31 protein-coding genes are annotated in these 24,596 nt (G+C 46.9%); 15 read left to right on the top strand and 16 right to left on the bottom strand.

Annotated elements, in window-relative coordinates:
* The first annotated feature begins 20 nt into the window (after positions 1-20).
* Positions 21-989, top strand: a complete 969-nt coding sequence (locus K2Y22_08045; GenBank protein MBX9878396.1) for a metallophosphoesterase — start codon at positions 21-23, stop codon at positions 987-989.
* Positions 986-2,038 (top strand): phosphotransferase, encoded by a 1,053-nt coding sequence (locus K2Y22_08040; GenBank protein MBX9878395.1) that lies wholly within the window; start codon positions 986-988, stop codon positions 2,036-2,038. Before K2Y22_08045 ends, K2Y22_08040 begins: the two co-directional genes overlap by 4 nt.
* Before the next feature lie 222 nt (positions 2,039-2,260).
* Here the strand turns inward: K2Y22_08040 and K2Y22_08035 are convergent, their stop codons facing one another.
* From K2Y22_08035 to K2Y22_08005, 7 genes are all read right to left on the bottom strand, one after another.
* The gene (locus K2Y22_08035; GenBank protein MBX9878394.1) at positions 2,261-2,671 is read right to left on the bottom strand and encodes a putative toxin-antitoxin system toxin component, PIN family; all 411 of its coding nucleotides are present in this window, start codon (positions 2,669-2,671) and stop codon (positions 2,261-2,263) included.
* Positions 2,664-2,897, bottom strand: coding sequence for a hypothetical protein (locus K2Y22_08030; GenBank protein ID MBX9878393.1), 234 nt, complete (start codon positions 2,895-2,897; stop codon positions 2,664-2,666). Before K2Y22_08030 ends, K2Y22_08035 begins: the two co-directional genes overlap by 8 nt.
* Positions 2,898-2,998: 101 nt before the next feature.
* The gene (locus K2Y22_08025; protein MBX9878392.1) at positions 2,999-3,394 is read right to left on the bottom strand and encodes a hypothetical protein; all 396 of its coding nucleotides are present in this window, start codon (positions 3,392-3,394) and stop codon (positions 2,999-3,001) included.
* Positions 3,395-3,428: 34 nt separating this feature from the next.
* Positions 3,429-3,971 carry an ORF6N domain-containing protein gene (locus K2Y22_08020; protein MBX9878391.1) on the bottom strand — a complete coding sequence of 181 codons (543 nt, stop codon included), beginning with the start codon at positions 3,969-3,971 and terminating at the stop codon, positions 3,429-3,431.
* Between the two features lie 253 nt (positions 3,972-4,224).
* Complete coding sequence (locus K2Y22_08015; GenBank protein MBX9878390.1) at positions 4,225-5,127, bottom strand: hypothetical protein; 903 nt, start codon at positions 5,125-5,127, stop codon at positions 4,225-4,227.
* 44 nt (positions 5,128-5,171) lie between these two features.
* A complete protein-coding gene (locus K2Y22_08010; GenBank protein ID MBX9878389.1) occupies positions 5,172-5,417 on the bottom strand; it encodes a hypothetical protein in 246 nt (81 codons plus the stop codon).
* Between the two features lie 10 nt (positions 5,418-5,427).
* Positions 5,428-6,879, bottom strand: a complete 1,452-nt coding sequence (locus K2Y22_08005) for a cell wall metabolism sensor histidine kinase WalK (protein MBX9878388.1) — start codon at positions 6,877-6,879, stop codon at positions 5,428-5,430.
* 191 nt (positions 6,880-7,070) lie between these two features.
* On the opposite strand from K2Y22_08005, the gene trxA (K2Y22_08000) reads away from it, so the two are divergent.
* The 6 genes from trxA (K2Y22_08000) to K2Y22_07975 all read left to right on the top strand — a co-directional run bounded on the left by trxA (K2Y22_08000) (position 7,071) and on the right by K2Y22_07975 (position 13,305).
* Entirely contained in the window at positions 7,071-7,397 is a 327-nt protein-coding gene (gene trxA / locus K2Y22_08000) for a thioredoxin (GenBank protein MBX9878387.1), read from the top strand.
* 84 nt (positions 7,398-7,481) lie between these two features.
* Positions 7,482-7,931 carry a thioredoxin gene (gene trxA, locus K2Y22_07995; protein MBX9878386.1) on the top strand — a complete coding sequence of 150 codons (450 nt, stop codon included), beginning with the start codon at positions 7,482-7,484 and terminating at the stop codon, positions 7,929-7,931.
* 101 nt (positions 7,932-8,032) lie between these two features.
* The gene (locus tag K2Y22_07990; GenBank protein MBX9878385.1) at positions 8,033-8,296 is read left to right on the top strand and encodes a hypothetical protein; all 264 of its coding nucleotides are present in this window, start codon (positions 8,033-8,035) and stop codon (positions 8,294-8,296) included.
* A gap of 15 nt (positions 8,297-8,311) precedes the next feature.
* A complete protein-coding gene (locus K2Y22_07985; GenBank protein MBX9878384.1) occupies positions 8,312-11,659 on the top strand; it encodes an AAA family ATPase in 3,348 nt (1,115 codons plus the stop codon).
* Positions 11,660-11,721: 62 nt separating this feature from the next.
* The gene (locus K2Y22_07980) at positions 11,722-12,186 is read left to right on the top strand and encodes a hypothetical protein (protein MBX9878383.1); all 465 of its coding nucleotides are present in this window, start codon (positions 11,722-11,724) and stop codon (positions 12,184-12,186) included.
* Between the two features lie 54 nt (positions 12,187-12,240).
* Positions 12,241-13,305, top strand: coding sequence for a cobalamin-independent methionine synthase II family protein (locus tag K2Y22_07975; protein ID MBX9878382.1), 1,065 nt, complete (start codon positions 12,241-12,243; stop codon positions 13,303-13,305).
* 3 nt (positions 13,306-13,308) lie between these two features.
* Here the strand turns inward: K2Y22_07975 and K2Y22_07970 are convergent, their stop codons facing one another.
* Both K2Y22_07970 and K2Y22_07965 read right to left on the bottom strand, forming a co-directional pair.
* On the bottom strand, positions 13,309-14,178 hold the full coding sequence (locus K2Y22_07970) for an AraC family transcriptional regulator (protein ID MBX9878381.1): 870 nt from the start codon (positions 14,176-14,178) through the stop codon (positions 13,309-13,311).
* Positions 14,179-14,244: 66 nt separating this feature from the next.
* Entirely contained in the window at positions 14,245-15,279 is a 1,035-nt protein-coding gene (locus K2Y22_07965) for a CPBP family intramembrane metalloprotease (protein MBX9878380.1), read from the bottom strand.
* Between the two features lie 189 nt (positions 15,280-15,468).
* On the opposite strand from K2Y22_07965, the gene K2Y22_07960 reads away from it, so the two are divergent.
* Positions 15,469-15,702 carry a hypothetical protein gene (locus K2Y22_07960; GenBank protein ID MBX9878379.1) on the top strand — a complete coding sequence of 78 codons (234 nt, stop codon included), beginning with the start codon at positions 15,469-15,471 and terminating at the stop codon, positions 15,700-15,702.
* A gap of 171 nt (positions 15,703-15,873) precedes the next feature.
* Here the strand turns inward: K2Y22_07960 and K2Y22_07955 are convergent, their stop codons facing one another.
* From K2Y22_07955 to tsaD, 5 genes are all read right to left on the bottom strand, one after another.
* On the bottom strand, positions 15,874-16,164 hold the full coding sequence (locus K2Y22_07955) for a septum formation initiator family protein (GenBank protein ID MBX9878378.1): 291 nt from the start codon (positions 16,162-16,164) through the stop codon (positions 15,874-15,876).
* Positions 16,165-16,215: 51 nt separating this feature from the next.
* Complete coding sequence (locus K2Y22_07950) at positions 16,216-17,682, bottom strand: phosphoglucomutase/phosphomannomutase family protein (protein ID MBX9878377.1); 1,467 nt, start codon at positions 17,680-17,682, stop codon at positions 16,216-16,218.
* Positions 17,683-17,767: 85 nt separating this feature from the next.
* Positions 17,768-18,571 carry a hypothetical protein gene (locus tag K2Y22_07945; GenBank protein MBX9878376.1) on the bottom strand — a complete coding sequence of 268 codons (804 nt, stop codon included), beginning with the start codon at positions 18,569-18,571 and terminating at the stop codon, positions 17,768-17,770.
* Positions 18,572-18,699: 128 nt separating this feature from the next.
* Positions 18,700-19,047 carry a zinc-ribbon domain containing protein gene (locus tag K2Y22_07940; protein MBX9878375.1) on the bottom strand — a complete coding sequence of 116 codons (348 nt, stop codon included), beginning with the start codon at positions 19,045-19,047 and terminating at the stop codon, positions 18,700-18,702.
* A 253-nt stretch (positions 19,048-19,300) separates the two neighbouring features.
* Complete coding sequence (tsaD, locus tag K2Y22_07935; protein ID MBX9878374.1) at positions 19,301-20,266, bottom strand: tRNA (adenosine(37)-N6)-threonylcarbamoyltransferase complex transferase subunit TsaD; 966 nt, start codon at positions 20,264-20,266, stop codon at positions 19,301-19,303.
* A gap of 131 nt (positions 20,267-20,397) precedes the next feature.
* On the opposite strand from tsaD, the gene K2Y22_07930 reads away from it, so the two are divergent.
* Positions 20,398-20,832 (top strand): hypothetical protein, encoded by a 435-nt coding sequence (locus tag K2Y22_07930; GenBank protein ID MBX9878373.1) that lies wholly within the window; start codon positions 20,398-20,400, stop codon positions 20,830-20,832.
* A 37-nt stretch (positions 20,833-20,869) separates the two neighbouring features.
* Entirely contained in the window at positions 20,870-21,415 is a 546-nt protein-coding gene (locus K2Y22_07925; protein ID MBX9878372.1) for a hypothetical protein, read from the top strand.
* Positions 21,416-21,524: 109 nt separating this feature from the next.
* Here K2Y22_07925 and K2Y22_07920 read toward each other — a convergent pair whose 3' ends face one another.
* Positions 21,525-22,241, bottom strand: a complete 717-nt coding sequence (locus K2Y22_07920; protein MBX9878371.1) for a hypothetical protein — start codon at positions 22,239-22,241, stop codon at positions 21,525-21,527.
* 70 nt (positions 22,242-22,311) lie between these two features.
* On the opposite strand from K2Y22_07920, the gene K2Y22_07915 reads away from it, so the two are divergent.
* Entirely contained in the window at positions 22,312-22,689 is a 378-nt protein-coding gene (locus K2Y22_07915; protein MBX9878370.1) for a RidA family protein, read from the top strand.
* Positions 22,690-22,701: 12 nt separating this feature from the next.
* Positions 22,702-23,259, top strand: coding sequence for an A24 family peptidase (locus tag K2Y22_07910; protein MBX9878369.1), 558 nt, complete (start codon positions 22,702-22,704; stop codon positions 23,257-23,259).
* Between the two features lie 4 nt (positions 23,260-23,263).
* On the opposite strand, the gene K2Y22_07905 is transcribed toward K2Y22_07910, so the two are convergent.
* The gene (locus K2Y22_07905) at positions 23,264-23,674 is read right to left on the bottom strand and encodes a hypothetical protein (protein MBX9878368.1); all 411 of its coding nucleotides are present in this window, start codon (positions 23,672-23,674) and stop codon (positions 23,264-23,266) included.
* 186 nt (positions 23,675-23,860) lie between these two features.
* Here K2Y22_07905 and K2Y22_07900 point away from each other — a divergent pair, with 186 nt between their 5' ends.
* Both K2Y22_07900 and K2Y22_07895 read left to right on the top strand, forming a co-directional pair.
* Positions 23,861-24,085 carry a hypothetical protein gene (locus K2Y22_07900; protein ID MBX9878367.1) on the top strand — a complete coding sequence of 75 codons (225 nt, stop codon included), beginning with the start codon at positions 23,861-23,863 and terminating at the stop codon, positions 24,083-24,085.
* Entirely contained in the window at positions 24,082-24,594 is a 513-nt protein-coding gene (locus tag K2Y22_07895; protein ID MBX9878366.1) for a hypothetical protein, read from the top strand. The genes K2Y22_07900 and K2Y22_07895 overlap by 4 nt, the downstream gene beginning before the upstream one ends.
* Positions 24,595-24,596: the final 2 nt, after the last annotated feature.

Raw genomic sequence — 24,596 nt, 5'->3', positions numbered from 1 at the left:
GCAGAGGGGAACAATTTGCCATGAATCCGCTGATTTCAGAACTCTTCGTTTTGGTCCTTTTTGTGGCAGTCCTTGTTGTGATTTCACTCTGGGCGCTTAGAGCTGTTTGGCGAACAATCAAATCGATACGTACAAAAAGAAAAGTCGATCCACTGGATATCCTAGGAGTCTTAGTTGGAATTGCCATAATCGCTTGCGTTAGCTACGGGGTCTTCGTCGAACCATATGACCTTGAAGTCACTAGATCGACAATTTACTCGAAAAAATTTGCCGCTAACCCCGACAGACCATCTCTACGCATAGTCCATATTTCCGATTTGCATTGTGACTCCCAACCAAGACTTGAACCCCGACTTTATCCAACGATAAAATCACTTCATCCGGACATTATTGTATTCTCCGGTGACTGCATAAATTGTCGCGAGGGTTTGCCTATATTTAGAAAGTGCATGCAAGAGCTGTCCACCATCGCACCAACCTTCGTTGGACTGGGAAATCACGACAGCCGGCAGTGGCCGAACATGGATATTCTCGGAAAGACCAAAGTAAAGAATCTAAAGGGACAAATCGAAAAGCTAAATTTGCATGGCATGTCCATTTGCGTCACTGGCGTTCCCGTAGATCGGGAATCATTGGGGACAGCAAATTTAAACAAGTTATCCAAAGACAATTACAACATTTACGTCTATCACTACCCCTGCGCGGCAGAGTCGCTCAGCAAATACAATATCGATCTCCTGTGTACTGGTCATACACATGGTGGACAAGTACGCTTGCCTTTCTACGGAGCAATAATTACTCGTTCCCCGACCGGAAAACAATTTGAAGCAGGTATGTATCACGTGAACGATACCTGGCTCAGCGTAACTCGAGGCGTAGGACTGGAAGGCTCTTGGGCACCGCGCGTGAGATTTTTATGTCGACCAGAAGTAACGCTAATAGATATCACTGGCGATGAACAGTGGAGACTTTCCCAGGCGGCCAATTGAATAATCGAATAGGTACGTATAACCAACTTTCAAAGCAGCTTTCTGTCCAAAGTGACGACACACTCACTCTTCTGATTGAGCAAGCAAAGCCACTCCATTGTGGTTATGGTGGTAGTTCAGCTTTGCTTAGAGTGGATGATGCTCCCATCTTTGTCAAAAAACTCCCATTGACGGACTTAGAAAGACAGCCTAAGCACTTTAAGTCTACCGCCAATATTTTTGAATTACCGCTCTACTATCAATATGGCGTCGGATCAACAGGATTTGGAGCTTGGCGTGATCTTGCCGCCCACATAATGACGACAAATTGGGTCTTGTCTGACCAATGTGCGAACTTCCCAATTCTCTATCATTGGCGTATTTTGCCTTGCCTTCCCACTAAAAATATTGGCAAAGCAGTTGAAGATATAGATGCAGATGTTCAATATTGGGATAATTCATCAGCCATACGAAATAGGCTAGAAGGCATTCGCGATGCTTCAGCACATCTAGTACTATTCTTGGAATACATTCCGTCCACATTATCGCAGTGGCTACAACATCAACTCGATATTGACGCCGATGAGGCAATTTCATTTGTCGACAATCAGCTTGTTGAGACAACGGATTTTCTCAACAGACATTCATTTGTTCACTTTGACGCTCATTTCAACAACATACTCACGGATGGCAATCGCCTGTACTTTACCGATTTTGGTCTCGCTTCATCAGCTGAATTCGAGTTAGCAAACGACGAACTCCTATTCCTGAACAAGCATCAAAACTATGACCGCTGCGCCAGCATTGCAAGCATGATTCACTGCATAGTTACCAAATTCTATGGACAGGAGAACTGGCACTTAAAATTGCAGTCCTTACTCAGCGACAGAACAAAATCAAATGATGTGCCTCCACCAGTTGCCTCTGCCATAGAGCAGTATGGGCAGCTAGCGCTGAAATTTAGAGACGAGTTTTTCAACTCCCTTCAGACCATAACGAAGTCAACTCGCTATCCAGCAAACGAATTCGATGCTTTGCTGCAAACCAGTAAACGCCGCTCGAAAATTTGAGTGCAATATTAATTAGTAAAATCCGTCGCGATTTAACGTGACGTCTTTGAACTTTTTGGCGTTTCAAACGTATTTAAGATAGGCACAGTGAGGAAGATACTTAGCCGTCCCGTGACCACCGGACAAGAAGTTAAAGCAGGTCAACCAATCGGCATCTACGGCAGCACCGGAATTATGCACTACAAATTTGAGAGCGCACGTTCTTTTGGGACTCTAAATCCATCACTCAGCAAACAGCGAACAAAACTCTGCTGGTGCCATTATACGCGTCCGTCCGTAGCTGTTAAGCACTAACAAGTCTTTGTCGCCAGTCACAAGAACGTCTGCATTTGCTGCATCGGAACAAGCAAGGTAAATCTGATCCTTTGGATCTCTAACAATCGACTGAACGGTTTCAGTATTTACTAGGAGTGCGCTGGAATTGAGTAAGTCAATTAATAGTTCGGCATCGAGCAGGTCAATACGATCTGCTAATTTGGGGCGTTTAAGAACCACTGCCAGTTCATCCATTGTTTCCTTTGAACAACAAACCCTAAATACACCTGCGGCAAAAAGAGAAACGATCTTGGCAGGCGGACCAGACTTAATGAGTCCACTGATCCAAACATTAGTATCGATTACGACTCTAAGCACCCTTACGCGCTTCTCTAGCTGCTTTCACTTCCGCCAAGATTTCTTCATCGGACAATGGTGGATAATCCTTGGCTCTTTTTTCTATCCGCTGAACCAGAGCCGACCAACGCTTGGACCAAGAATCGTCCAGCTTACGACGTAGTTCGCTCTGGTCTTCGGGCGAAAGCTGCTCTACGAGCTTTAGTACTTGATCGAGATTAATATCTTCGGGTTTAGATTGAGCCATTGTCATATCCTCATATAGTTACTTTAGCACCCACAAAATAAAGGTCAAACCATCAAAAGCCTCAACTGGGCTTACAAAACTTGAGATCACAAATTGTGATCTCAAGTTTTGGTCTTCTTGTTTCTTGATTTCTCCTCTAGTTTGGCGATGCGCTGCTCTAACAAATTGATTCCACGCTCCAGTTTATTGTTAATATAAAGTTGTTCAGTTGTAGGTTCCTTCACAACAAATCCGGCAGATGAGCCTCTGTTTTCTTGTTTGTCCGTATATAGGCTAGTGCCTGAACCCGTTTCTTCATAAGCTATCCGCTCGTTGACCCACTGGCGCAGCATAGTACCCATGTGGATTTCGTTCTTCGCTGCGATTTCAAACAGCTTCACAATCTGGTCAGCCTCTAAACGGAACTGGACTAATTCCTTCTTAGCCACAGCAGCGCGTGACCTAGCAGCCATCTCTAGCTTTCGCTGTTGTAATTGTTTGTCTGTAAGTTTAGGCATTATTGTTTGTCCTATCGTGCTGAATTGAATTTGATCATGACTCACCATCAACGCCCGTGCGAAATCCAACAAAACGCTTTTTTGAGGATGGCGGCATCATCAATTGACGAATTGCCTCAAATAAATCGGCAATCGATTGATCGTGTCCAGATACTTTGCTTTCTAGTTGTTGTAATTTGTCGGTTAGCTCACTATGAGCAGAAATTATCTCCCGAAGTTGTACAAAGGCACGGACAATAAAAACGCTCATCTCCATCGCCTTCTGAGAATTTAAGATCGTTGCTGCCATTATTGCGCCGTGTTCGGTAAACGCCAAAGGAGTATACCGTCGACCGCCCCATCTGGAACTTGAGATCACAAATTGTGATCTCAAGTTTTCATATTCTTCGACCGTAAGCTGAAACATGAAGTCAACCGGAAAGCGACTTCTGTTCCGTTTTACACCTTGATTAAAAATTCTTGTCGAAATGCCGTAAAGCTCGGCCAAATCAGCATCAAGCATAACTTTCTGACCACGCACAAGGTGAATGCGAGACGTCAGTGAATCTACATATTGTGCAGGAGTGTCAGTCGTCACTTAAACCTCCAACTAATCTTGAGATCACAAACTGTGATCTCAAAGCGACAGAGGAGCCTCAACTATCCACTAATCCATAGCTCGAGTGTAATACACTTATAATACACTGTCAACGTATCGGTTTCTCCAGTGATTGAGAATACCTGAAGCTAGCAATAAGACGAGCCAAAACATAGAACTTGAGGTCACAAATTGTGACCTCAAACGCCTTTCCTCAGCAAGTTGGGACATTAAATCCTAACGGAAACTCTCTCTACATTCCACGTTTCATCGCAGTCCAAAAATCTAGATCTTTATTGAGATCTGCTGCTTCTTTAGTTCGTCCGGACTTGATGTAAATCTCGCTCAGATGTTTCATCCCCAATACGATGCTGTCATAAGGTAAGACGTGAGTTGTACCAATATTGTTGTTTTTTGATTTTGTATTCCACTCGTTATAAAGCGCAATAGATCGTTTATATAGCGTCTCAGCCTGACTTAGCTTGCCGACTTTGTAGTACAAATCTCCCGTTTGTGCAGAAGCACTAGCTAGGGCCATGTACAACTCAAAATCTCCCGGATCAGGCTTTCCTCGGAGAGGAAGTAGCTGCCTAAGTACTGCTACGGTTTCTTTTTCCTTCCCTTGTCCCGCTAACGACATCATCTGCTCAGTCAAAGCATCAACGTAATCCCGCCCGTAGGATGCGTCCTTTTTGCGGTAAACGGTATGTTCCATAATACTTGCGCTCTCTGTAGCCAGTGGCTCAGCAGCTGCAAATCGTGCACACTCAACTAACACTTTTGCTTTCACCATAAGTGCCAGTCCGTAAGATGGTCCCTTGCCGTCAACCTGCGTGGCAAATTGAACCGCCAGTTGCGCCGCTTTCTCAGCCAAATCATACTTGCCTTGTCTTGAGAAGATTTGAGCACGTGTGGAATAAAACCCCTGTAGAAGCTGGGGGTTCTGTCCTGCTACTAGTAATACCCCCTTGTCACACAGTTCAGAAGCTCGAGTGTTATTACCAGCATTAAATGCCTGCCCTGCTTCAGCATACAGTCGTGCTGCCTCATTGAACTTGGCTTGTGACATTTGTGCCGTTGCCACGGGACACGTGATAAGTGCCAACAATAACAACGAACCTGAAAAATGAAGTTTGTGGGCACTATTAAATAACATTTGCATTACTCCTCACTCTCAAATAACTCTATAAAATCAAACCACTACAGCAATCTCCGGCGACAGTCCGCACAGAATACTCTTAGCCCTCTGGGGCGAAAGAATTTGACCTCGGGCCATTTACGCGAATATGAGATATACATTCGCTCATCGCTTACTCCACGAAATGCGATGTGCACTACGCCATTGCAGCATGGATTTTCAACTACTTCTTCCGTGGATTCGGTTGCATCTGGTTTTGAGGCGCCAAAAAGTCCGGTCAACTTCTGCATCCATGATTTGTCAGTCATCAGATGCTCCTTAGTGGCGCGACAATGGAAGGCGGATGGTGAATGTAGACCCTTCGCCGACAGTTGATTCAACATCAACTGAGCCCTTGTGGCGCACGATGATTTCTTTGGTGATCGCCAAGCCAAGACCGGTGCCTCCGGCTGCACGAGTACGGGACTTGTCGGCGCGATAGAAGCGCTCGAAGATATGGGGCAAGTCACCGATTTCGATTCCGGGACCAGTGTCTTTCACGACTACAGCAATTTCGCTTTTACCATCGGTGCTTGTTTCGACCGATACTGATCCACCAACAGGCGTATAGCTGACAGCGTTGTGCAGGAGATTCAAGATTGCTCTCTGCAATTGAATGCTGTTGCCTGACACCATCATTCCATCTATTTTGGACAAATTCGACAATACGATTTCTTTCTTTTCTGCCTGCACACGCACTTGTTCAAGGGCATCATTAATGATCGACGAGATATTTACGTCTTCATGCCAGTCAGCCCTAACGGACGCATCGAGGCGTGTAATGTCGAGAAGATCTTTCAATAGATTTGATTGCCGATCAACAAGTTTTTCCAATGAATGTAGAAACTCGCTTCTCAATTTTGGATCGTTAACAGCACCAGCCTGCAATGCTTCCACAACGGAGCTAATTGCCATGGTCGGAGTTTTCAATTCATGACTCGCATTAGCGATGAATTCCTGACGTAATCTTTCTTGCTCTCGCAGGCGACTAATCATTTGGTTGAATGAGTTAGCCAATTCTCCAATTTCGTCTTTGCGCAACACCGGCACAAATTCTGATATGTCACCCTCTTCAGCAATTTGACTAGCCGTTTGACTCATATCGCGAATTGGTTTTGTCACTCGCTTGGCCAACCAACGACTGATTAAGACCGTCACAACAAGAGTTGCCAGAATAATTTCCAAAAATACAATCAAATCTTGGTGCAATCGCTGATTGATTTCAGTCAATGGCACACCAACACGAATGACTCCTGCTGTTTCACCCATCGAGCGCACCGGATAGGCAACAAATAACCAGTCGGTTTTCGTCAGGTGCGAGCTGCGTGTATAAATGGCAGCGATACCGGCGAGCGCATCATTGATTTCTGGTTGGTCGGAAATACTTTCTTTGGATCTTGAAGGACGCATTCCCGACTCGGCCATAACATGACCACCACTGTCCACAACAGTCACCCAGGCGTTGAGTTTACCGGCATGTCTGTCGGTAGCCGATTGGATACGCGCAGTTGCTTCCGGCGAATCAAGTGCCAGGTCATTGTCAATTTCCAGACCTAGATTTACAGCTTCAACCTGTAAGGCGTTACGCAAATCGGATATCGATTCGGATTTCAGAATGACCAATGCCCATACGCTAACGGCCATTAGGGCGATTGTTAGTACCAGCAAGTAAGTAAATAGAAGCTGGTTTGCAAGACTGCGGGACAGCCAATTAGAAAGTTGCCTGAACATTTCTTCTGCCTCCCCTACAGTCAATTATTGCCGATGCTATATTCGATTCCAAGATTTAGACTAAAAATAGGCAATTAGATTGGGATTAAAACAAAACGAGCATTTCTATGTCATTATGTAATGGTATCTATAATTCGAGATCGAGTGTCCGGGTTGTCAAAACCCCAGAGATTTAGGGAGGTCCTTATCCAATGACCCATGTGTCGAACGTAAATGATAACGATTTTGAGAATGAGGTTCTGAAAGACCCCCTTCCAGTACTTGTTGACTTCTGGGCTCCCTGGTGCGGACCATGTAAGGCTGTCGCTCCAGTAGTCGAAGATCTGGCTAAGGAATTTGACGGACGCCTCAAGGTCGTCAAGTTGAACACCGACGAGAATCCGAAGACGGCTCAAGCCTATACCATCAGAGGAATTCCAAGCCTCTACCTCTTTAAGAGTGGTCAGGTAGTCGAGCAAATCGTTGGCGCAGTACCGAAATCCACTTTGGCTACTGCTATCAACAAGCACGTCGGCTAATTTAACGAATTCAAAATTGAGGGCGGCCCGTTGTAAATAACGGACCGCCTTTTGATATATGATGGAGTCAAAACAAGGTAATCAATGCGCGATGCTCTCATAGCTTTCTTCGCCTGCCTCGTGATCGGGGCGATCATTAACGGCTCTCATGGGCCGGCAGTTTCGCATGTGCCGGAATCTTTGCAACAAAGCGCGGCTGCTAGTAGAGATGCGGACCTTGTGCCGGCGGTCACTCAAGCAAGCTTCGACAGTGACGTGCTCCAGTCTGAAAAGCCTGTTCTGGTCGAGTTTTGGGCAACCTGGTGTGATCCTTGCAAGCGAATGAAACCAGTGGTTAATGAGATTGCTAAAGAGTTCGAAGAGCAGATAAAAACCGTCAAGGTTGATATTGATGCTGAGCCGGAGTTGGCCGGCAAGTTTAATGTGAACGGCGTCCCCACTCTGATGCTCTTCAAAGACGGCAAAATGGTCACCATCGTAAGTGGTGTCACCTCAAAAGAAACTCTCGCCGAGCAAATTAACCGCGTTCTTTAAGTCTCTTTCTTGGGTACAACTAGAAAAAGGTCCTTTTCCCTAGAAAATTCCAGGGAAATACCATTTGCTATCCGGGATTCTTCCTAGCTACAATGTGATCCATGAAGGCTTTTGTTGTTAGTTTCTTTGCAATGCTTGTGCTGAGCTGTTTGCTGTTCAGCCTGATTCCGGATCAGCCGCCACCGTATCCGATGCCGGTGGGTATTGGACACGTTAAGGAAAGCGGCTTGGGCATGGAAAGAGCCGAAGGCAACATCCCTGAAATTCATATTGCTGACACCGCAAGAGGTGTCGGCTACATGACCAAGATAGATGAGAAGAGCAACGAAAGAACAGCCGAGTTTCCCCTTGGCGCAAATAACTAATCGAGGATAAACACCATGTTGAAACCGTGGGCAAAATGGACTCTACTAATTGTATGGACGCTGGTCTTACTATTCAGCTCGCCATACTGGAATCCGTTTACGTCATTTCCCGCGCTGCTGAAGTACTCGGTAGTCTCGGTCATCGCCAGCGCCATCTTCGGCGCGCTGGTTATCCTCATCCAGTACTACTTACTTATCTCCATAATTTTCCCGCTGCCACCAAGAGCTGACTCGAAAGCACCAAAAGGATTTTGGCTAAGGGTATTTCCTTTCCTCTTTAAGAAGCCAACAATTAATCCAAAAGCTCCGACCAAACTTTCAGAGCTTATCGGCAACGATCAGGCAAAAGTTGAGATTCGCGAAGTTATCGACATTATTGCCAACCCCAAACACTATTCCGAATCGGGTGCTGAAGTTCCTAAAGGCATTCTCTTTGTAGGACCTCCCGGTGTTGGTAAAACACTTTTTGCCCGCGCCATTGCTAACGAAGTTGGTATTCCATTCTATGTAGTGGAAGGTTCATCACTAAGCGGCTTGATTATGGGTCTTGGTGTTTTGAAACTAAAAACACTCTTCCGCAAATTGCGCAAATATGAAAAAGCGATTTTGTTCATTGACGAAATTGATTCCATGGGAGCCCGCCGTCAAGGTGACAAAGGCTTCGGCGGACAAGCAGACATGAACATGACGTTGAATACTCTGCTCACCGAAATGGACGGCTTCCAGGCATCCAACATTCTCGTTATCGGTGCGACTAACAACGACGGCATTCTTGATCCAGCCCTTATGCGTGCTGGTCGTATGGACAGACGTATCTACTTCCAGTCGCCCAATCCGGAAGAACGCAAAGATCTGTTCCGTTATTACTTGGACAAAGTCTCCAGCGACGTAAATATTGATCTGGATGAATTAGCAAAACTAACAACCAACTATTCACCAGCTGAAATCGCCAACGTCATCAACGAAGCAGCATTGCTGGCGCGACGCCCTGGTGGACCAGGAAAAGTCACTCAAGAAACAATTGAAAACGCTCTCGATCGAATTTCAGTCGGTTTGGAAAGAACCCTCGTTTCCGGTGTAGAACTCGGTAATGCTGACGCATCAATTCGTCTTGATGACGTAATTGGCGTCGATGAAGTTAAACAAGACGTTTCTGAAATTGTCGACTTCCTACGCCACGGAGATGACTTGCGCAAGATTGGCGCCAAGGTTCCTAAAGGATTGCTCTTCATCGGACCACCCGGTGTTGGCAAAACAATGCTCGCCAAAGCAATTGCCAATGAAGCAGGCGTTCCATTCTACGGACTTTCCGCAAGCTACTTCCAAAGCGCATTTGCCGGCGAGGGCGCAGGACGAATTCGCGCCTTATACGCACAAGCCCGCAAGAGTCCAGCTGCAATTGTATTTATCGACGAGATAGACGCAATCGGCGGCACCATGTCGGAAACGGGCAACAACCGAACAGGCGCACTCAACCAACTGCTCATTGAACTAGATGGGCTGGGCCGCAGCAACGTCATTACAATTGGCGCAACTAATACTGAGCAAAGTCTTGATCCAGCCTTTATGCGCTCAGGTCGCTTCGACCGCAAAGCCTACATTGGACTGCCGGACTCGGAAGCCCGCAAGAAAATCTTTGCAAAATACTTGAAGAGCATCAAGCTGGCTTCTGAACCTGACCTAGAGAAGTTAGCAAAACAGACAACCAACTTCTCAGGAGCTGATATCGCAGCTGCTGTCAACGAAGGCGCAATCATTGCTGTTCGCCATGGCAAGAAGCACGTTGAAGAAGTGGACTTAGAAGCAGCTGTTGACCGTATTTCGGTAACAGCTGGTCACAAGCTGAATACTTACGGCATGAACCTTGCGCGCGTTCCTGATATTGATGTCAGACTCGATGACATCAAAGGAATGGAAGAAGCCAAATCAGAAGCCGCTGAAGTAGTTGCTCTACTAAAGAACGCTGAGAAGATTTCCAACACTGGACTCAAAGCACCTAAAGGGGTTCTTCTATTCGGTCAGCCAGGAACAGGCAAGACAATGCTGGCTAAGGCAATTGCCAACGAAGCCGGCGTTCCTTTCTATGCGCTGTCAGGTGGAGACTTCCAGTCAATGTGGGCAGGCGTCGGAGCCAACCGCGTACGTGCTGTATATGAGCAAGCTCGTCGCAGCGGCAAACCGGCAATTGTCTTTATTGATGAAATAGATGCATTGGGTGGTAAGCGTGGCATCGATCTTGGCGGCGGCGCCGTACAGGACTCCAATAAGACTCTTAACCAGTTCTTGGTGGAACTAGATGGCTTCGGCAAACACAAAGTGCTGACGATTGGTGCAACCAACAAGCCTGACATGCTCGATGCAGCTCTACTTCGTCCAGGTCGCTTTGACAGACGTATCGAAGTGCCGCCGCCGGATCTCGAAGGCAGAGAAGCGATGTTCAACTACTATCTCAAGAAGATTGGTGTTGACGAGACGGTTCTACCAAGAGAATTGGCCCGTATGACCGTCTGGAAAACAGGCGCCGACATCGCCAATGTGGTCAATGAGGCAGGACTTTCAGCAATTCGCCATGGCAGATCAAAAGTCTCACAAAAAGACTTGATCACCGCCATCCAGCGAACAAGCTTCGGCATGTCCTACAGCCGCGAAATTCTCTTAGACGAATTGCGCGCAACCGCCTACCACGAAGCCGGTCACGCGGTCGTTGCCTACTTCCGCAACAGACGTAGCCGCATACAAGTCGTCACTATTGTGCCGAGTGGCAGCGCACTTGGTTATATCTGGTACGTGGGCAAAGAAGACTATCGCAAATGGATGAAGGAAGACTATTTGGTTCAAATAGAAATTTCCCTCGGCAGCACGGTAGCCGAAAAAATGTTCCTCGAAACCACAGGCTCTGGTGTTTCCGAAGACATTCGCGTAGCAGCAGAAATTGCCAGCAGCATGGTAAGACATTGGGGTATGGGCAGCTTCAAATTCAACACTGATGAAGCCTTTACTCGCGGTGGCAAATACCATTCATCACCTGACACCGAGCGTCAAATTGAAACTGAAATTAAGGACATCATTGACACTTGCATGAAAAACGTCGAAGGCTTGCTCCAGAGCTATCGCACCGAAGTAGATCGTCTTGCTCAAGTACTGGTAGAGAAAGAGACTCTCTACTATGCCGACCTGGCGAAAATTCTCGAGCCTAATAGGACACCTGCCGACATTCAGCACGAGATAGACGAAATGGCCATGCGCAAGCGTGTGGGCACACCACCAGTAATTAATCTCCAAGCTATTGGCGAGCATGAACCGGCTCCTGGTGGCTCAACCAACAACGATCAACCACCACCGGAAATGCCACAGCGCAGCTAGCTTTTGAAAGGCTGATTTTGCTAAAGCAAGTCAAATTCTACTTAGGAATTACCTTCCTGATTTTGTCAGTGGTAATGCCTTTGCTTGGATTTTGGGTCGCGCAATTAGATTTGCACATAGCAATCAAAAGCACAATTATTGGATTGCTAACGCTTGGTGGTCCGGAAGTTTTCATCCTACTTGCCGTTGCCTTGCTCGGCAAAGAGGCCTTTGAATTCATCACTGGCAAGATACGCGCGGCCTTACATCGAATGAAACCAACCGGACCTGTCAGCAAACAACGCTACGTCATTGGCCTTGTGCTGTTTCTCTTGCCCCTCATACCAACGTACGTGATGGCTTATACACCTCACCTAATGCCTGATGATTCGCCGTATCGGCTTTACATCAATATTGGAGCAGATGTCTTGTTCGTTGTAAGTCTGTTCATTTTAGGTGGAGATTTCTGGGACAAATTAGCATCGTTATTTGTCTATGACGCCAAGGCACAATTCCCCGGCAAATCATCCAACCAAACCCGCTCATAACCTGTTGCCACTGTGATATATTCGCTTCTGTCGTCCCATATTTGACGAGGGAATATGTCTCTAATTACAACTGTGATTGGCTCCTATACCGTGCCTGACTGGTATCCGGTTTTGCAAGAAGCTGTAGTCAAAGGCACGCTGAGCAAAGAAGCTTTTCAAGACGCCAAGGTAGCGGCTGTGCAGTCTGCTATTTGCGATCAAGTAAATGCCGGCATAGATGTAATAAGTGATGGTGAATTATTCCGTCGCAGTGACAATTGCTATGGTCCTCCTAATGCGATGATCAATTACTTCGCCGACAAGATAACAGGATTCTCCGGCGAGCATAGAGCTAAATCGGGACTGACACCTATTGCTCCTGAAGCTTCATTTCCATCACCTATCGTAACAGGTCCTCTCAAACCAACTTCACTAGGGCTTTTGGATGAGTTATCCATCTTAAGAGCGAATACAGACAAGCAAGTTAAGATCGCTATGACCGGCCCACATATGTTTGCTTGCATTTCCTGGGACGAGCATTACAAGAACACGGAAGCTCTAGCCAAGGACATGGCAAAAGTCATCAACCGTGAATTCACAGCTCTGGATAATGCTGGTTGCGATTTTATTCAATTGGATGAGCCTGTTATTTGGTTCGCTGCTCAAGATCAAAAGTGGGCGATTGAAGCTATCAATACCTGCTTCTCTGGCGTGAAGCGAGCCAAGAAAGCGCTGCACGTCTGCCAGGGGAATTACAATCAAGATCCTAACGCTCGCAAAGGGCTGCGCATTTTCCCAGCTGAATTCAAGTCAATTATTCCTGTACTTGAGCAATGTGATGTGGACATCATTCTGATGACATTTACGTCTCTGGGAGAAGATCCGGTGTTGCTTAAGGAATTCCCCAAAGACCGCATTCTGGGACTCGGTGTTATCGACGTTCAGAATCACGAAGTCGAGTCACCAGAGAAGATCGCGAAGTTGATCGAAAAGATAAGCAAGTCAATCGACATAGACCGACTCTGGCTATCGCCTGACTGCGGCTTGAATCACCTACCCCGCGAAATTGCATTCCGTAAACTCCAAGCACTCAAAGAAGGCGCCAAAATATTCGGAATGCAACTAGCGGCTACGAAGTAATATTTACACCGGAATGTAAATATCAAATTCACCAGAGAGTGTCTTCGGGTCGAAACGGTCGTCGTATAGCTCGAAATCTATCGCATCTGTGTGCTGATACGCCTTGATATTTTTCGGGACCCACGTGCCCCAAATATAGTTGACCGTGTGCGGCAACGTGTCCAAAGATCCCTTGTGGGTAAAGACGGCGTACTTGCGCGCCGGAATCTCACAGCTGATCATTCCACTAGGAAAAGACTCCGCACTATTTACCGGCAACCCAGACATGTACACAAAAGTCTGTCCTGATTTCTTCTCAACAGTCGGATGCGAGGACATACAAATGCCAAATGCGCAACCCGGTTTCACATTTTTGATCTCACCCTGCCTCGCGTTGAATCTATCCCAAAGTTGCCCAATCTCCTTGTGTTGACCCTCGGCAAATCCACTAGCCATGCCCACTACGAGCGCCCCTTCAAATTCCTTGTATACGGGCTCCAAATGAATACCCTTTTGCAAATGCTCAATCATGTCTATATTTGTCCTTTTCTTCAAATAGCTGGAAGCCGTGTCTCCGTTTTTCCTAAATTGATTGGGACTGACACCAAACATCTTCTTAAATGCTCGAGTGAAAGACTCCTGCGAATCAAATTGACTCGTAAGCGCAATGTCCAGTATTGCCGTTGAAGAGCTTCGCAATTGCTTTGCTGCCTCCGACAAGCGTCTCTTGCGCATGTAGGCCGCCACCGATTCACCGAGCATTCCTTGAAATACTCTGTGAAAGTGGTATTCAGAAAATCCAATTGCACAGCAAACATCCGCTGGATTTACGTCTTGCCAGAGACGTTCTTCGATAAAGTCTATTGCTGCTTGAATTCTTTCAACGTAGTCCATATAACCAACAAACCAAGTCTAGCCAATGGAACCTTATGCGTTTTGATATTTCTTGCGATCTTACAATTACGGATTAAACGCAAACAAGAATGTTGTCGCCAAATTGAAACCGGCGTGTCCAATTATAGTCGTTGTCGTATTTGTGTAGCGCTTCGCTATCCCCATACAAGTCGACCAACCGGCGACTTGTACCATGAAGAGCGGCGCATGGCTGAATTGACCGTGCAGGAGTCCATGCAATATGGCCGCCGGCAAAATACCAAATACCGGTTGCAACGCACCGCGTATCAGCGTCTCTTCACCAATGCCTGCACAAAGTGCTACAGCCAGCGCCAAGATAATAGATGAGCCGAAGCCACCGCCAGCAGTAAATGTACCGGCATTGTAGTTGGAAAGCTTTCCGCCCAGATCACCTGCCATTTGGTGCGTAAATAACGACCAAACATAGTCATAGCTGAAAGCAAATACAATAAGTCCGACACCTATTCCTACTTGCGCCCACGTTGGCTTTGCCCAGGCGAGTCGGGCGGCAACTTCCTTTAGTTTGCGAGCGACAAGTATTCCGACACCACAAGCAGAAACTAACACCAGACCAAATCCGTTGTAGGTAAATAGTTGATCCATTGGTACCGGCAAAGGCACGGGCAACATGGGCATCTTGCCTGAATTTGGATCAATCCCGCCAAGCATGAATGCCACGGCATTTATAAAAATGAAGAATGCCACCATATGCGGAATTGAGTTAGGAACAAAAATTCTCTCGGCAAGAAATGCTTCGGCAGCACTTGCCTTTTTGTACAAAGCCAAAAACGCTTGTCCGGAAACAATGCGTTCAGTCACACTGAAGACAACCGACACGCACTTACGAACATTGATAAATAGAAGTGCCAGGGTGGCGACCGCCAAAACTTTCCACACTCCCAATTGCCAGGGACTTTGATTTCCGAAAAGCTCACCGGCCATACCAGTGAGTGCATCGTAAATAAAGAAACCAAAGATAACAACGCGCAAAAGCCATTCCAACCATGGCACGCGTCTTGAGCCGTGAGCTAGAAGCCCCAAAATCGAACAGACAAGAATTAAAAAGACGTCGAAAGACACTGTGGCGCTCCTATCTCTTATATTTGAGCATATACGAGCTAAATGCCCAAGAAACCAGTGTTTCCCCCACCTTCCGGAACCTTGACTACCGTGTTATTATGAAGTCAAGGTTTACTACACACGAATGCGTCATTATCAGTCGCAGGTTATTTCCATAGTCCTTCTAGAAAGGAAGTTCGGAGGTTATCCATGATTCAATATAAACGCCTTTTAGCAGCAGGGGCATTAGCCGGGGTGTTTGGTTTGACTTTGTTTGCCACATCCAGTTTTGCTAGTGGTCCTCTTGTATTAGGACCAGCAACGGCGCCGACAACGGCTCCTAGAGTTTTCGTAGCACCAAATACAGCAGTAATCAAAACGCAATTGCTTAACTCATATAGGCAAGTGCGCTCGTTCTGGCTATCGAGAGCTATCGTCCGCTAATTCGTACGACAATCTCCTAAATTCCTTTGTAGCGCTCCGGTTTCGGCTGCGCCTAAACCTTCGCTGCCATCCGGCATTCCACGCTTCACTGCGCATCGCTCCTCGCGACGCTTCGTTCACGCTGTAGCTCGCTGTCAGTGGCCCAAAGGGCCTCCGGACGAGCTATTTAATCTATTTGCCGATGCGGACGACGATTTCATCTGGACCTGCCAGATTTAATCTTTCGCGAGCTAAGCGTTCGATGCCTTTGTCGGACCTATAGTTAGCTAGACCGTCCCGTAGCTCTTTATTAACTTCCTCAGCCTGCGTTTGCCCGGCTTTGAGGGCTATGGACTCCTGGTGGAGCAGGAATTGGCGCTCCACGCTACCGGCAATGGACCTAAAGGCTTGGTAGATCGCCACTATCGTAACGATCATGATGAGGAACTCTTTGAGGGCTCTTCTTTTGCTTAATTGCGGCATTATCTGACCCACCGACAGGCGGGCATCTTAACATCTCCTGACAGCCAATGTCTAGGCGTTGACCTTTACTTTGACTCCAGAGCCTGACTCAAGCTGGGCAACGATTTCATCTACCTGCTTGATGAAAGCATCTACTGCGGCATCCACTCGTTTTTCGTCAGTGCCTTCGAAGTAGAGACGAATTAGCGGCTCAGTACCCGATGGGCGAACAAGTAGCCAATTCGAATCATCAAAGTAGAATTTCAAACCATCAGCATTGCCGACTTTAGCGACCTTTTCAGCACCAACTGTTTTGAATGGTTCCGCAATTAGTCTCTCCATCAATCCACGTTGAATCGGCATTGTTAAATGCAAATCGCGACGACGTCCGATGAATGTGACACCAGCTTCATTGATCAAATCCGCCCAGATTTCTGAAAGCGGCTTGCCTTCGTAAGCCATCAATTCAATCAACAGCAAATTACCGAGAATGCCATCTTTTTCTGGAATGTGCCCCTTGATGGAAACACCACCTGATTCTTCACCACCGATGAGCACTTCTTTCTGGCGCATGATTTCGCCAATGTATTTGAAGCCAACTGGTGTTTCAACAATTTCCAAACCGTACTGTTTGGCCAAGTTATCGAGCAAATGTGTTGTCGCAACCGTGCGTACAATGATGCCTTTTTGTCCTTTGTTCTTGACCAAGTGACGGGTCAACAAAGCAAGCAACATATTCGGCGACAAGTAATTGCCTTTGTCATCAATGACACCAAATCTATCGGCATCACCGTCTGTTGCCAATCCGACTGAGAGTTTCTTTTCTTTGACTGTAGCAATTAGCTCAGTCAAACATTCCGGTTTTGGCTCAGGCATGCCACCACCAAACAATGGATCACGCCAGTTGTGCAAGACATTGAGTGTCAGCCCTGTATCAGCAAGTATCTTGTCCAGATAACCACGGCTTGTACTGTAGAGTGCATCATAAGCAATCTTCAATCCGGACGAACCAATTTTCTTAGAATCAATCTTTTGTGTAATTGCCTTGAGATAACCAGGCATTGGATCAAATGTTTCGCAATTTGCTTGCTTAGCCACAAAATCATCCGGAATTTCATTGAGTAAAGAAACTATCTGGTTAGTTGTTTCGTTTGTAGCCGGTCCGCCAAAATGCGGAATGTATTTGATACCACAATATTGCGGTGGGTTATGACTTGCTGTAAATTGCAGCGCACCTACAGTTGGTTCAATTGATGCAGCGTAAGCAATAACTGGAGTCGGCACATCACGGTTGGCCAACTTAACTGGAATACCCATAGTCATCAATACGCGTGCAGCGCGCTTGGCAAATTCGTCAGCTAAAAAGCGAGTGTCGTAGCCGATGAGAGCAGGCAGATTACGGCTTGCCGGATCTTTGTGATATGTCTGCTTGATATACATACCAATTGCGTAGACTGTTCGCTCAACATTGGCAAAGGTAAAGTCCTCAGCAATTACGGCACGCCAGCCGTCCGTTCCAAATTTGATCGCGTTTGACATCCTGACCATCGCTCCTTGCAAGGGCTCACCAACTTTATGAAGTTAAATCATACAGCCTGAATGCGGTTCTATCCAGGTTTTCAGCTTATTGGCCTTGCGGCGTAACATCGATGGCAAGCCATCCTCTGGCTTGTAACGACTCTGCCATGCGGATTCCGGAAGCACGCTCGTCATACATGGCAACTTGAAACTGGGCAATATTTATTTTGCCCTCATCTAAAAGCATTTCCGCTAACTTCAGCGAATTCATCTCCTGACGTGTCACGTAGCCCGAGTCAAGCACTAAGCGTTCGACGGAAACTTCCGGTGCTAATGCCATCTGTGCTTCCATTGCTCTGACTTCTTCGGTACCGATGATTTGCGAAATTTGGAGAAGCTCGATGATTCGCGGTAGTTTTTGCTTATCTTGAACAGGCTTCGGCTCAGGAATAACAATGTCGATCTTCGGCAATGTTTGCGTACTCTGCTGACTCTTCTTAAACGAATCAGTTAAATCCCAGGTGCCATCTCCCTTGAGCACACCTTCACTGACAAGCCATTGATAGGCACCCATCAAATCATGACTGAGGCGCAGCCGTGCCATTCTCAAAACGAAGCCGGCATCCAACAAGCGCCAATACTCTTCTTTTTCCGGAGGCGCTTTGCCCTGCTTGCGGCTGGCGATGAGCTTTTTACGTGCACGCCGCATGTAAGACGAGACTATTTGTTGGTTGGTCTTATCAGGCGTGACTGATAAGAGTTGGTAATAGTCACCGATGCGATTATTGCTCTCTTCTGTTATCGTCGGCATCAAATCCGGGAAAAGCTCATAGAGCTGGCGCACTGAAACGAGCACGCCAGGCGAGTCACAGTTCGCCCAGCTTTGCCTGAGCGCTGCGCATAAAATCATGGACTCCAACTCTACCTTGTGAATGGGGCATCTCCCTTCAAGGCGTTCTAAATCCCATCATAAACGAGATTACCGACTATGGAAGTCGGCAATCTCCTGTGCATCATATGCTTTACATAAACTACTGATCAGACTGTGATTACTTGCATGCCCCCCTCGGGCAGCGAGCTCTCTTCCGTTTCTTCAGGCGGAGCCTCAAGCTTCTTATTTTGGAAGCAGTAGGTGCAGTAAACGGGTCTATACCCTTTTGGCTGGAATGGGACCTTCGTAGCTATGCCGCATTCAGCGCAATTCACCTCGACAGCACGGCTGGTGTCTTCACCGCTACGCTGCAAGCGCATCACCAACCGGCAGTTGGGGCACCTTTTCGGCTCGTTTACTAAACCCTTCGTACTAAAAAATTGTTGCTCCCCTGCAGAAAACACGAATGTTCCTTGGCAGTCGCGGCAGGTGATTATCTTATCTTCAAAAGTCATGTGTACCAGGCAGCCTTTTAACAGCCTTGGGTTTTGCAAAACCGCCAGTTGTTAAGAAAATATTGCGTGGGCATCGTAACACGCAGATATGGCTCAGGGAAGGACTCCGAGCCGACATATAGGGGAATCGCTATATAAATATGGCAATCACCTGTAACCCATTTGGGTGTAGACCTTGGTATAGCCAGGCTTACAAGCCCTGAGTTGAATATTTAGCCTACCGGTTAACTATTTAATTTCAAAATTGGATCTATTAGGTCTGCCGGGAATAGACGCTGGTCCCTAATGTTGCTTCCTCACCGCAAAAATGGGCAGCCGAGGCGACCATTACCGCATTGTCGGTGCAGAGGGACAAAGGAGGGCAATAAACAGGCACTGGCGATTGCTCATTGATTCGAGCCCGCAATTCCTTATTAGCGGCTACCCCACCAGCCAAAACTATTGTTGGCGCTCCAAGCTCTTTCTGAGCTAGTAGTGTCTTCTTAACCAAAACCCGAACTACCGCGTCTTGGAATGAGGCTGCCAAATCAGCAGTAGGTAATGGTTTCGGCAGCTTTTCCACCACTCGCAAAACAGCAGTCTTCAGACCACTGAAACTAAAGTCATAGCCTGGCACTTGCCCTTCCGGAAATTTGAAGGCGTTCTTGTCACCCTGCACAGAGAGCTTATCTATTGCCGGCCCACCTGGATAACCTAGTCCTATTAGGCGCGCAACTTTGTCATACGCTTCGCCGGCTGCATCATCGCGAGTTTGCCCTATGATGCGCCCATTTTTGTAGTCGGTAAAGTGAATGATTTGCGTGTGACCGCCACTGACTAACAGCGCTATAAAAGGTGGCTCCAAGTCTGTGTCGATGTAATTAGCGCAAATATGAGCCATTAAGTGATCGACTGCAATAAGAGGCTTATCCCAAGCCCAACTCAAAGCTTTCGCAGCGGAAAATCCTACCAGCAGCGTGCCAACAAGCCCTGGCCCTGCTGTTCCTGCAATAGCAGTCAATTGAGATGGCTTAACGCCTGATTCCGACAGGGTTTTTTCAATGACGACATTTATCGCCTCTAGATGCTGGCGCGCCGCAACTTCTGGTACCACACCGCCAAAAGTCTCATGGATGCTCGTTTGCGAGAGCATGCAACTGCCTTTTACCACTCGTCCGTCTTCTACGAGTGCGCAAGCGGTTTCGTCACAACTGGATTCAATGCCGAGGTATAGCGCCACAATTAACCTTCCGTCTTATACTGCCTATTGACAAGTGGTGTTTTCAGGAGTAGTATTCTGCCAGCTTAGGCTGAATTTGCCCACTTTCTTTGAGTTTTCTTTACTACGTTCACAACAATTGGCAGGCACCCATGCACAAGCATCAGCATTTTGCTCTTCTCCTAGCCTTTAGCACAGTAATTTCGTGCGGAGCAGCCTTTGCTCAAGGCGGTCCTCACGACAGCGAAGAAACACATCCCTGGAGAGACATCGAATACCAACCGTCACCAGGCAATATGATGGCACCTCCCGGGCGTTCTTATAGAACCGACACACAAGGTGTCACTGATTACAACGCACCAATGCTTCCTGAGACAGAAACGCCATGCTTGGCCAAAGAGAGCGTAAGCGACAAACCAATACCATCTAACAAATACAATTTCGGATTCAAAGCCGGCGAACAGAAAAATTACCAAGGCGCCTACTCTGCAGGTGGTGGTGGCAGCAGCATCGGCGGCGGCGGCAAACAAGGAGCCAACTTGCCACCAGTAGGCACAGGCAGTGTCGACATTGATCTAGGCAAATAATTCGGCGGCAGTGGCAACAACAGGACAAATTACAAACATGCTCAAAGCAACTTTACTAATAGCCTCATTCAGCACACTATCATTTCTTTCGATGGTACCGGCCAATGCGCAACTTGATTGGGGTGGTTCCGGCGGTGGTGGCATGCACGACACGCAAAAAACAGACCACCAAGCAACCTACGACTCATCTAGTGGGCGCGCAGATGCTGGAATAGGACAAACTTATTACACCAGAAACCAAGGCCCCGACACACCTGGTGGACCAAATCTTCCCGGTGATTCAGCCAGAGGCGGTGGACAGAATAGTGGTGCAGCCAACTCGGCACCCCGCAAAGGCGGAATGGAAGCCCGTACAAATTTGAACTTGATGTACCAAACTCGCTTTGGATACAAACTGCCACCAACCAGATTGGATGGTTTTATCAGAGCAGATATGGACGACAAGAAATATGGGGATGAGGGCACAACAGGTCCACCGCCATACAACGACTTTAATTACCTCGACAAGGGCAATACCTTCGACGGCGACATGACGACGGATCACAAAAGTGATCTACCATCAGCCTGGGGACATCCTCAGTAACATGAAGAATCTCACGCCGTCCTGCCGGTCTTTTCATACCCGCATTTCGTATCGGTCCCTTTTGTATCGGTACGGCGTAGGGGCGCATTGCATGCGCCCGTATTCTGAGTTACTTCGACTTTACGTTGCGAAGAACTTCCGTCCAAGGCTTCTCCAGCCGCTTTGACGCGTCGTAAATTCCTAGTGCTTCTTTGCCGATGGCAAAATTGTCGAGTTTGGATCCGCTCGTTATATCAACAAGCTTGTTGTAGTGGTCTTCAATTTCTTTGGCAATAGCATTTGCATTTGCCCACGATGCATCAACTGCAGCTTGCTGATCATCCTTAGGGGTATTACCCATGTCTGCCTTGAGAAGATCAATCAATTGCTTTAAATGAGCCATATCCGCATCTACCCACTTCTTGCGCGGCGCTTCCGGCGCTCCCAAATCAAAAGCCTCCTGAGCCCAACCAACTGCGCGCTTGTCATTGCGATAAACATCTTGCGGCTGAATAAGCATTGGCTCGCCTGTTACAACCATGTCACGCTGCTCACAGTCATCGATCAAGTACATTGCCTCACGCATTAATCTATGAGCCAAGTCGCGAACGTTTCTAAGCGTTCCTTCCGAAGAAATTGATGTTGTCGAGCTTGAGTCAGCAATTAGTTTCCGATGCAAATGATTTATCGCGCGATCGGCACTCTTAAAAGCACCGTCAACAACATTTTCTAAATCTCTAAAAATGCCGGTGGTTTGTGATGGACCTTGATCGGCTGCACATACTGCTGTATTAAAACCAACAGTGAAGCCAAGAGATAACGCTAATGTCAGACCAATAATTTTCATCGCCAGCTCCTTTTCGTATGAGCCATTATAATGTGATTTCATTCAACTTTAACGACAAGGAAAGAGCATGTTGCAACTAGTTTCAACCGAATCAGCTCCAAAGGCGATTGGCCCCTACTCACAAGCAATTAAAGCCAACGGTATGGTTTTTGTATCCGGACAAATTCCTTTAGACCCAGCAAGCGGACAATTAATTTCTGGCAGCATAGCAACTCAAGTCAAGCAAGTAATTGCCAATTTATCGGCAATTCTTAAAGCCTCCGGCTCCGATCTTTCCAAAGTCGTCAAAACAACCGTCTATCTCAAAGACATGAAAGACTTCGACGAGATGAATCAGACTTACGCCGAATATTTCACCGAAACAAAACCGGCACGTGCCACCATTCAAGCTGCCGGTCTGCCGAAAAATGTCGCCGTTGAAATTGACGCCATCGCGTTAGCTAACTAGTAGAGGACTTGCATGCCCACGCCAACGCTGGCACAACTTTTAGCTTTGTTGGTTGTTGCCATCGGCACAGTCACAGATTTAAAAACCCGAAAAATCTACAACGTCCTCACATTTCCTGCTGCAGCTGTTGCTATTGCCCTGCACTTTTACCAATCAGGCATTTCCGGCGCTCTAATGGCCGTCGGCGGTTGGTTTGCCGGCGCATTACTTATGGCAATGCCCATTCTTCTGCTACCACAAGCAGACTCCAAAAACCGAAAAGGCTTCGGCGACATCAAGCTAATGGCCGCAACCGGAGCATTTCTCGGACCCAAACCAGCCCTCTATGTCTTTTTCTACTTCTGCATCTTCTACGGAATATTCGGAATAGGCCGCGTTGCAATTGCTGTACCCTGGCACAAAATCTTCATGCAAATAATCGGACAAGGCGCAGCTCACCAAATCACCGCCGAAGACTTAGCCCGCATCCAACAAATGCGCAAATCGTACATGCCCCTCGGACCTGCTATCTTCGCCGGAGTTATCTGCGCTGTATTACTTGACCAATACTTGCCGAAATTCTTTGGATAAGAGTTCAGATGATTTCGCAACCGGGCGCTTTGTCCGACAGCACCTCCACCTTATAGTCACGTGTAAGAATGACGAAGTGACGCAAATCAGCTAATTCTTGTCCACCATCAGCTCGATTCGATTCGGCAATCCATTTTGAGCCACCTATTTCGTATGTCCAACTACTCACGTCGTCAGGTATAAGGTTGTCCTGACCAGGGTGTGTTTGTTCTTCATTAATCACACGATAAGCGAAGACGTTCAAGTTTCGCCACATGAACCGATAGGAAATCACATCTTTGCCAAACGGCTCTGAGTCCCTCATTTCCAATACGGTGACTTCAAGCGACGACGTCATGCTACAAGAGACTAGGTCTAGAGATTTAACGTGCGAAACTGGTGTTCGCCAAAAGCATTTAAGTTCTTTCGTTCTCATATTTCATCCTGACACTGGAGGAATTATTCCTGCCCACCTGGCCAGTTCAGTAGAAATGTGAATATGACTTGATTCTATATACCCAAAGGCGCTGCTTCTCAAACTGGGTTCATTAATAGTTCTGCCACATATTGCTCTTTCTTCTGCCTTGTATTATTATGAAAATATCACAGTCGGAGGATGCTTATGGGAGGGAAATCCCCTATAAGTCTTCGCAACTTTGAAGCCCTCATTAAGACTTGGCACTGCATGATTCGCAAACGAACTAAAGAATGTGACATTATCGATTTGCAAGACGGTAGATGGATATGCAGCTTCGCCACTGTTAAAGGTCGGTACGTAAAATCGTTTTATCTAGATGTGTTTTTGAAAAAGATCAAGGCAAAGCGCGAACAGGAAAAATCAAAATGAATAAGCAATTAATAGCCCGAACAGCCGTGTGCTATTTGAGCAGTGAGTATGACGAATACATAGTTGAATCTCCACTACTGGATGGCTGTTCAGGAATTGGAGAAACAGAAGAAGAAGCACATCGACTATTCTCCAATTTGCTAGATGATGCCTACGAAGCTTACCTGGAAGGCACCATGGCGGAATATGATAAACCAGGGAGACCGTCGAAAGGACGGCTTGCACTAAATACTGACGTACTTCCCAAAACGAGAAAAGGCATCAAGGGATTAGTGAGCGATTTTGGTTGCTCCCAAGGCGAACTACTTGATTTTTTGTACGCATTTTACCAAGCATCCATGGAAACCTCCAAAGCAAAACTAGACCAAGAACCGTTGCAAGAGAAGTTGCTTACGGCAAGCGTTACGTTGACGGAATCTCAGGCGAAACAACTTCTAAAAAGTGTAAATTTCGATACGAATAAAAGACAACGAAAAAAATCTTCCAGAGCCAAATCGCGAACTGCCTAAAA

The sequence above is a fragment of the Candidatus Obscuribacterales bacterium genome, assembly GCA_019744775.1.
Classification (GTDB): Bacteria; Cyanobacteriota; Vampirovibrionia; order Obscuribacterales; family Obscuribacteraceae; genus SBAT01.
Note: the sequence above shows the minus strand (reverse complement) of the source record. Positions and strands in the feature narration are given on the sequence as shown.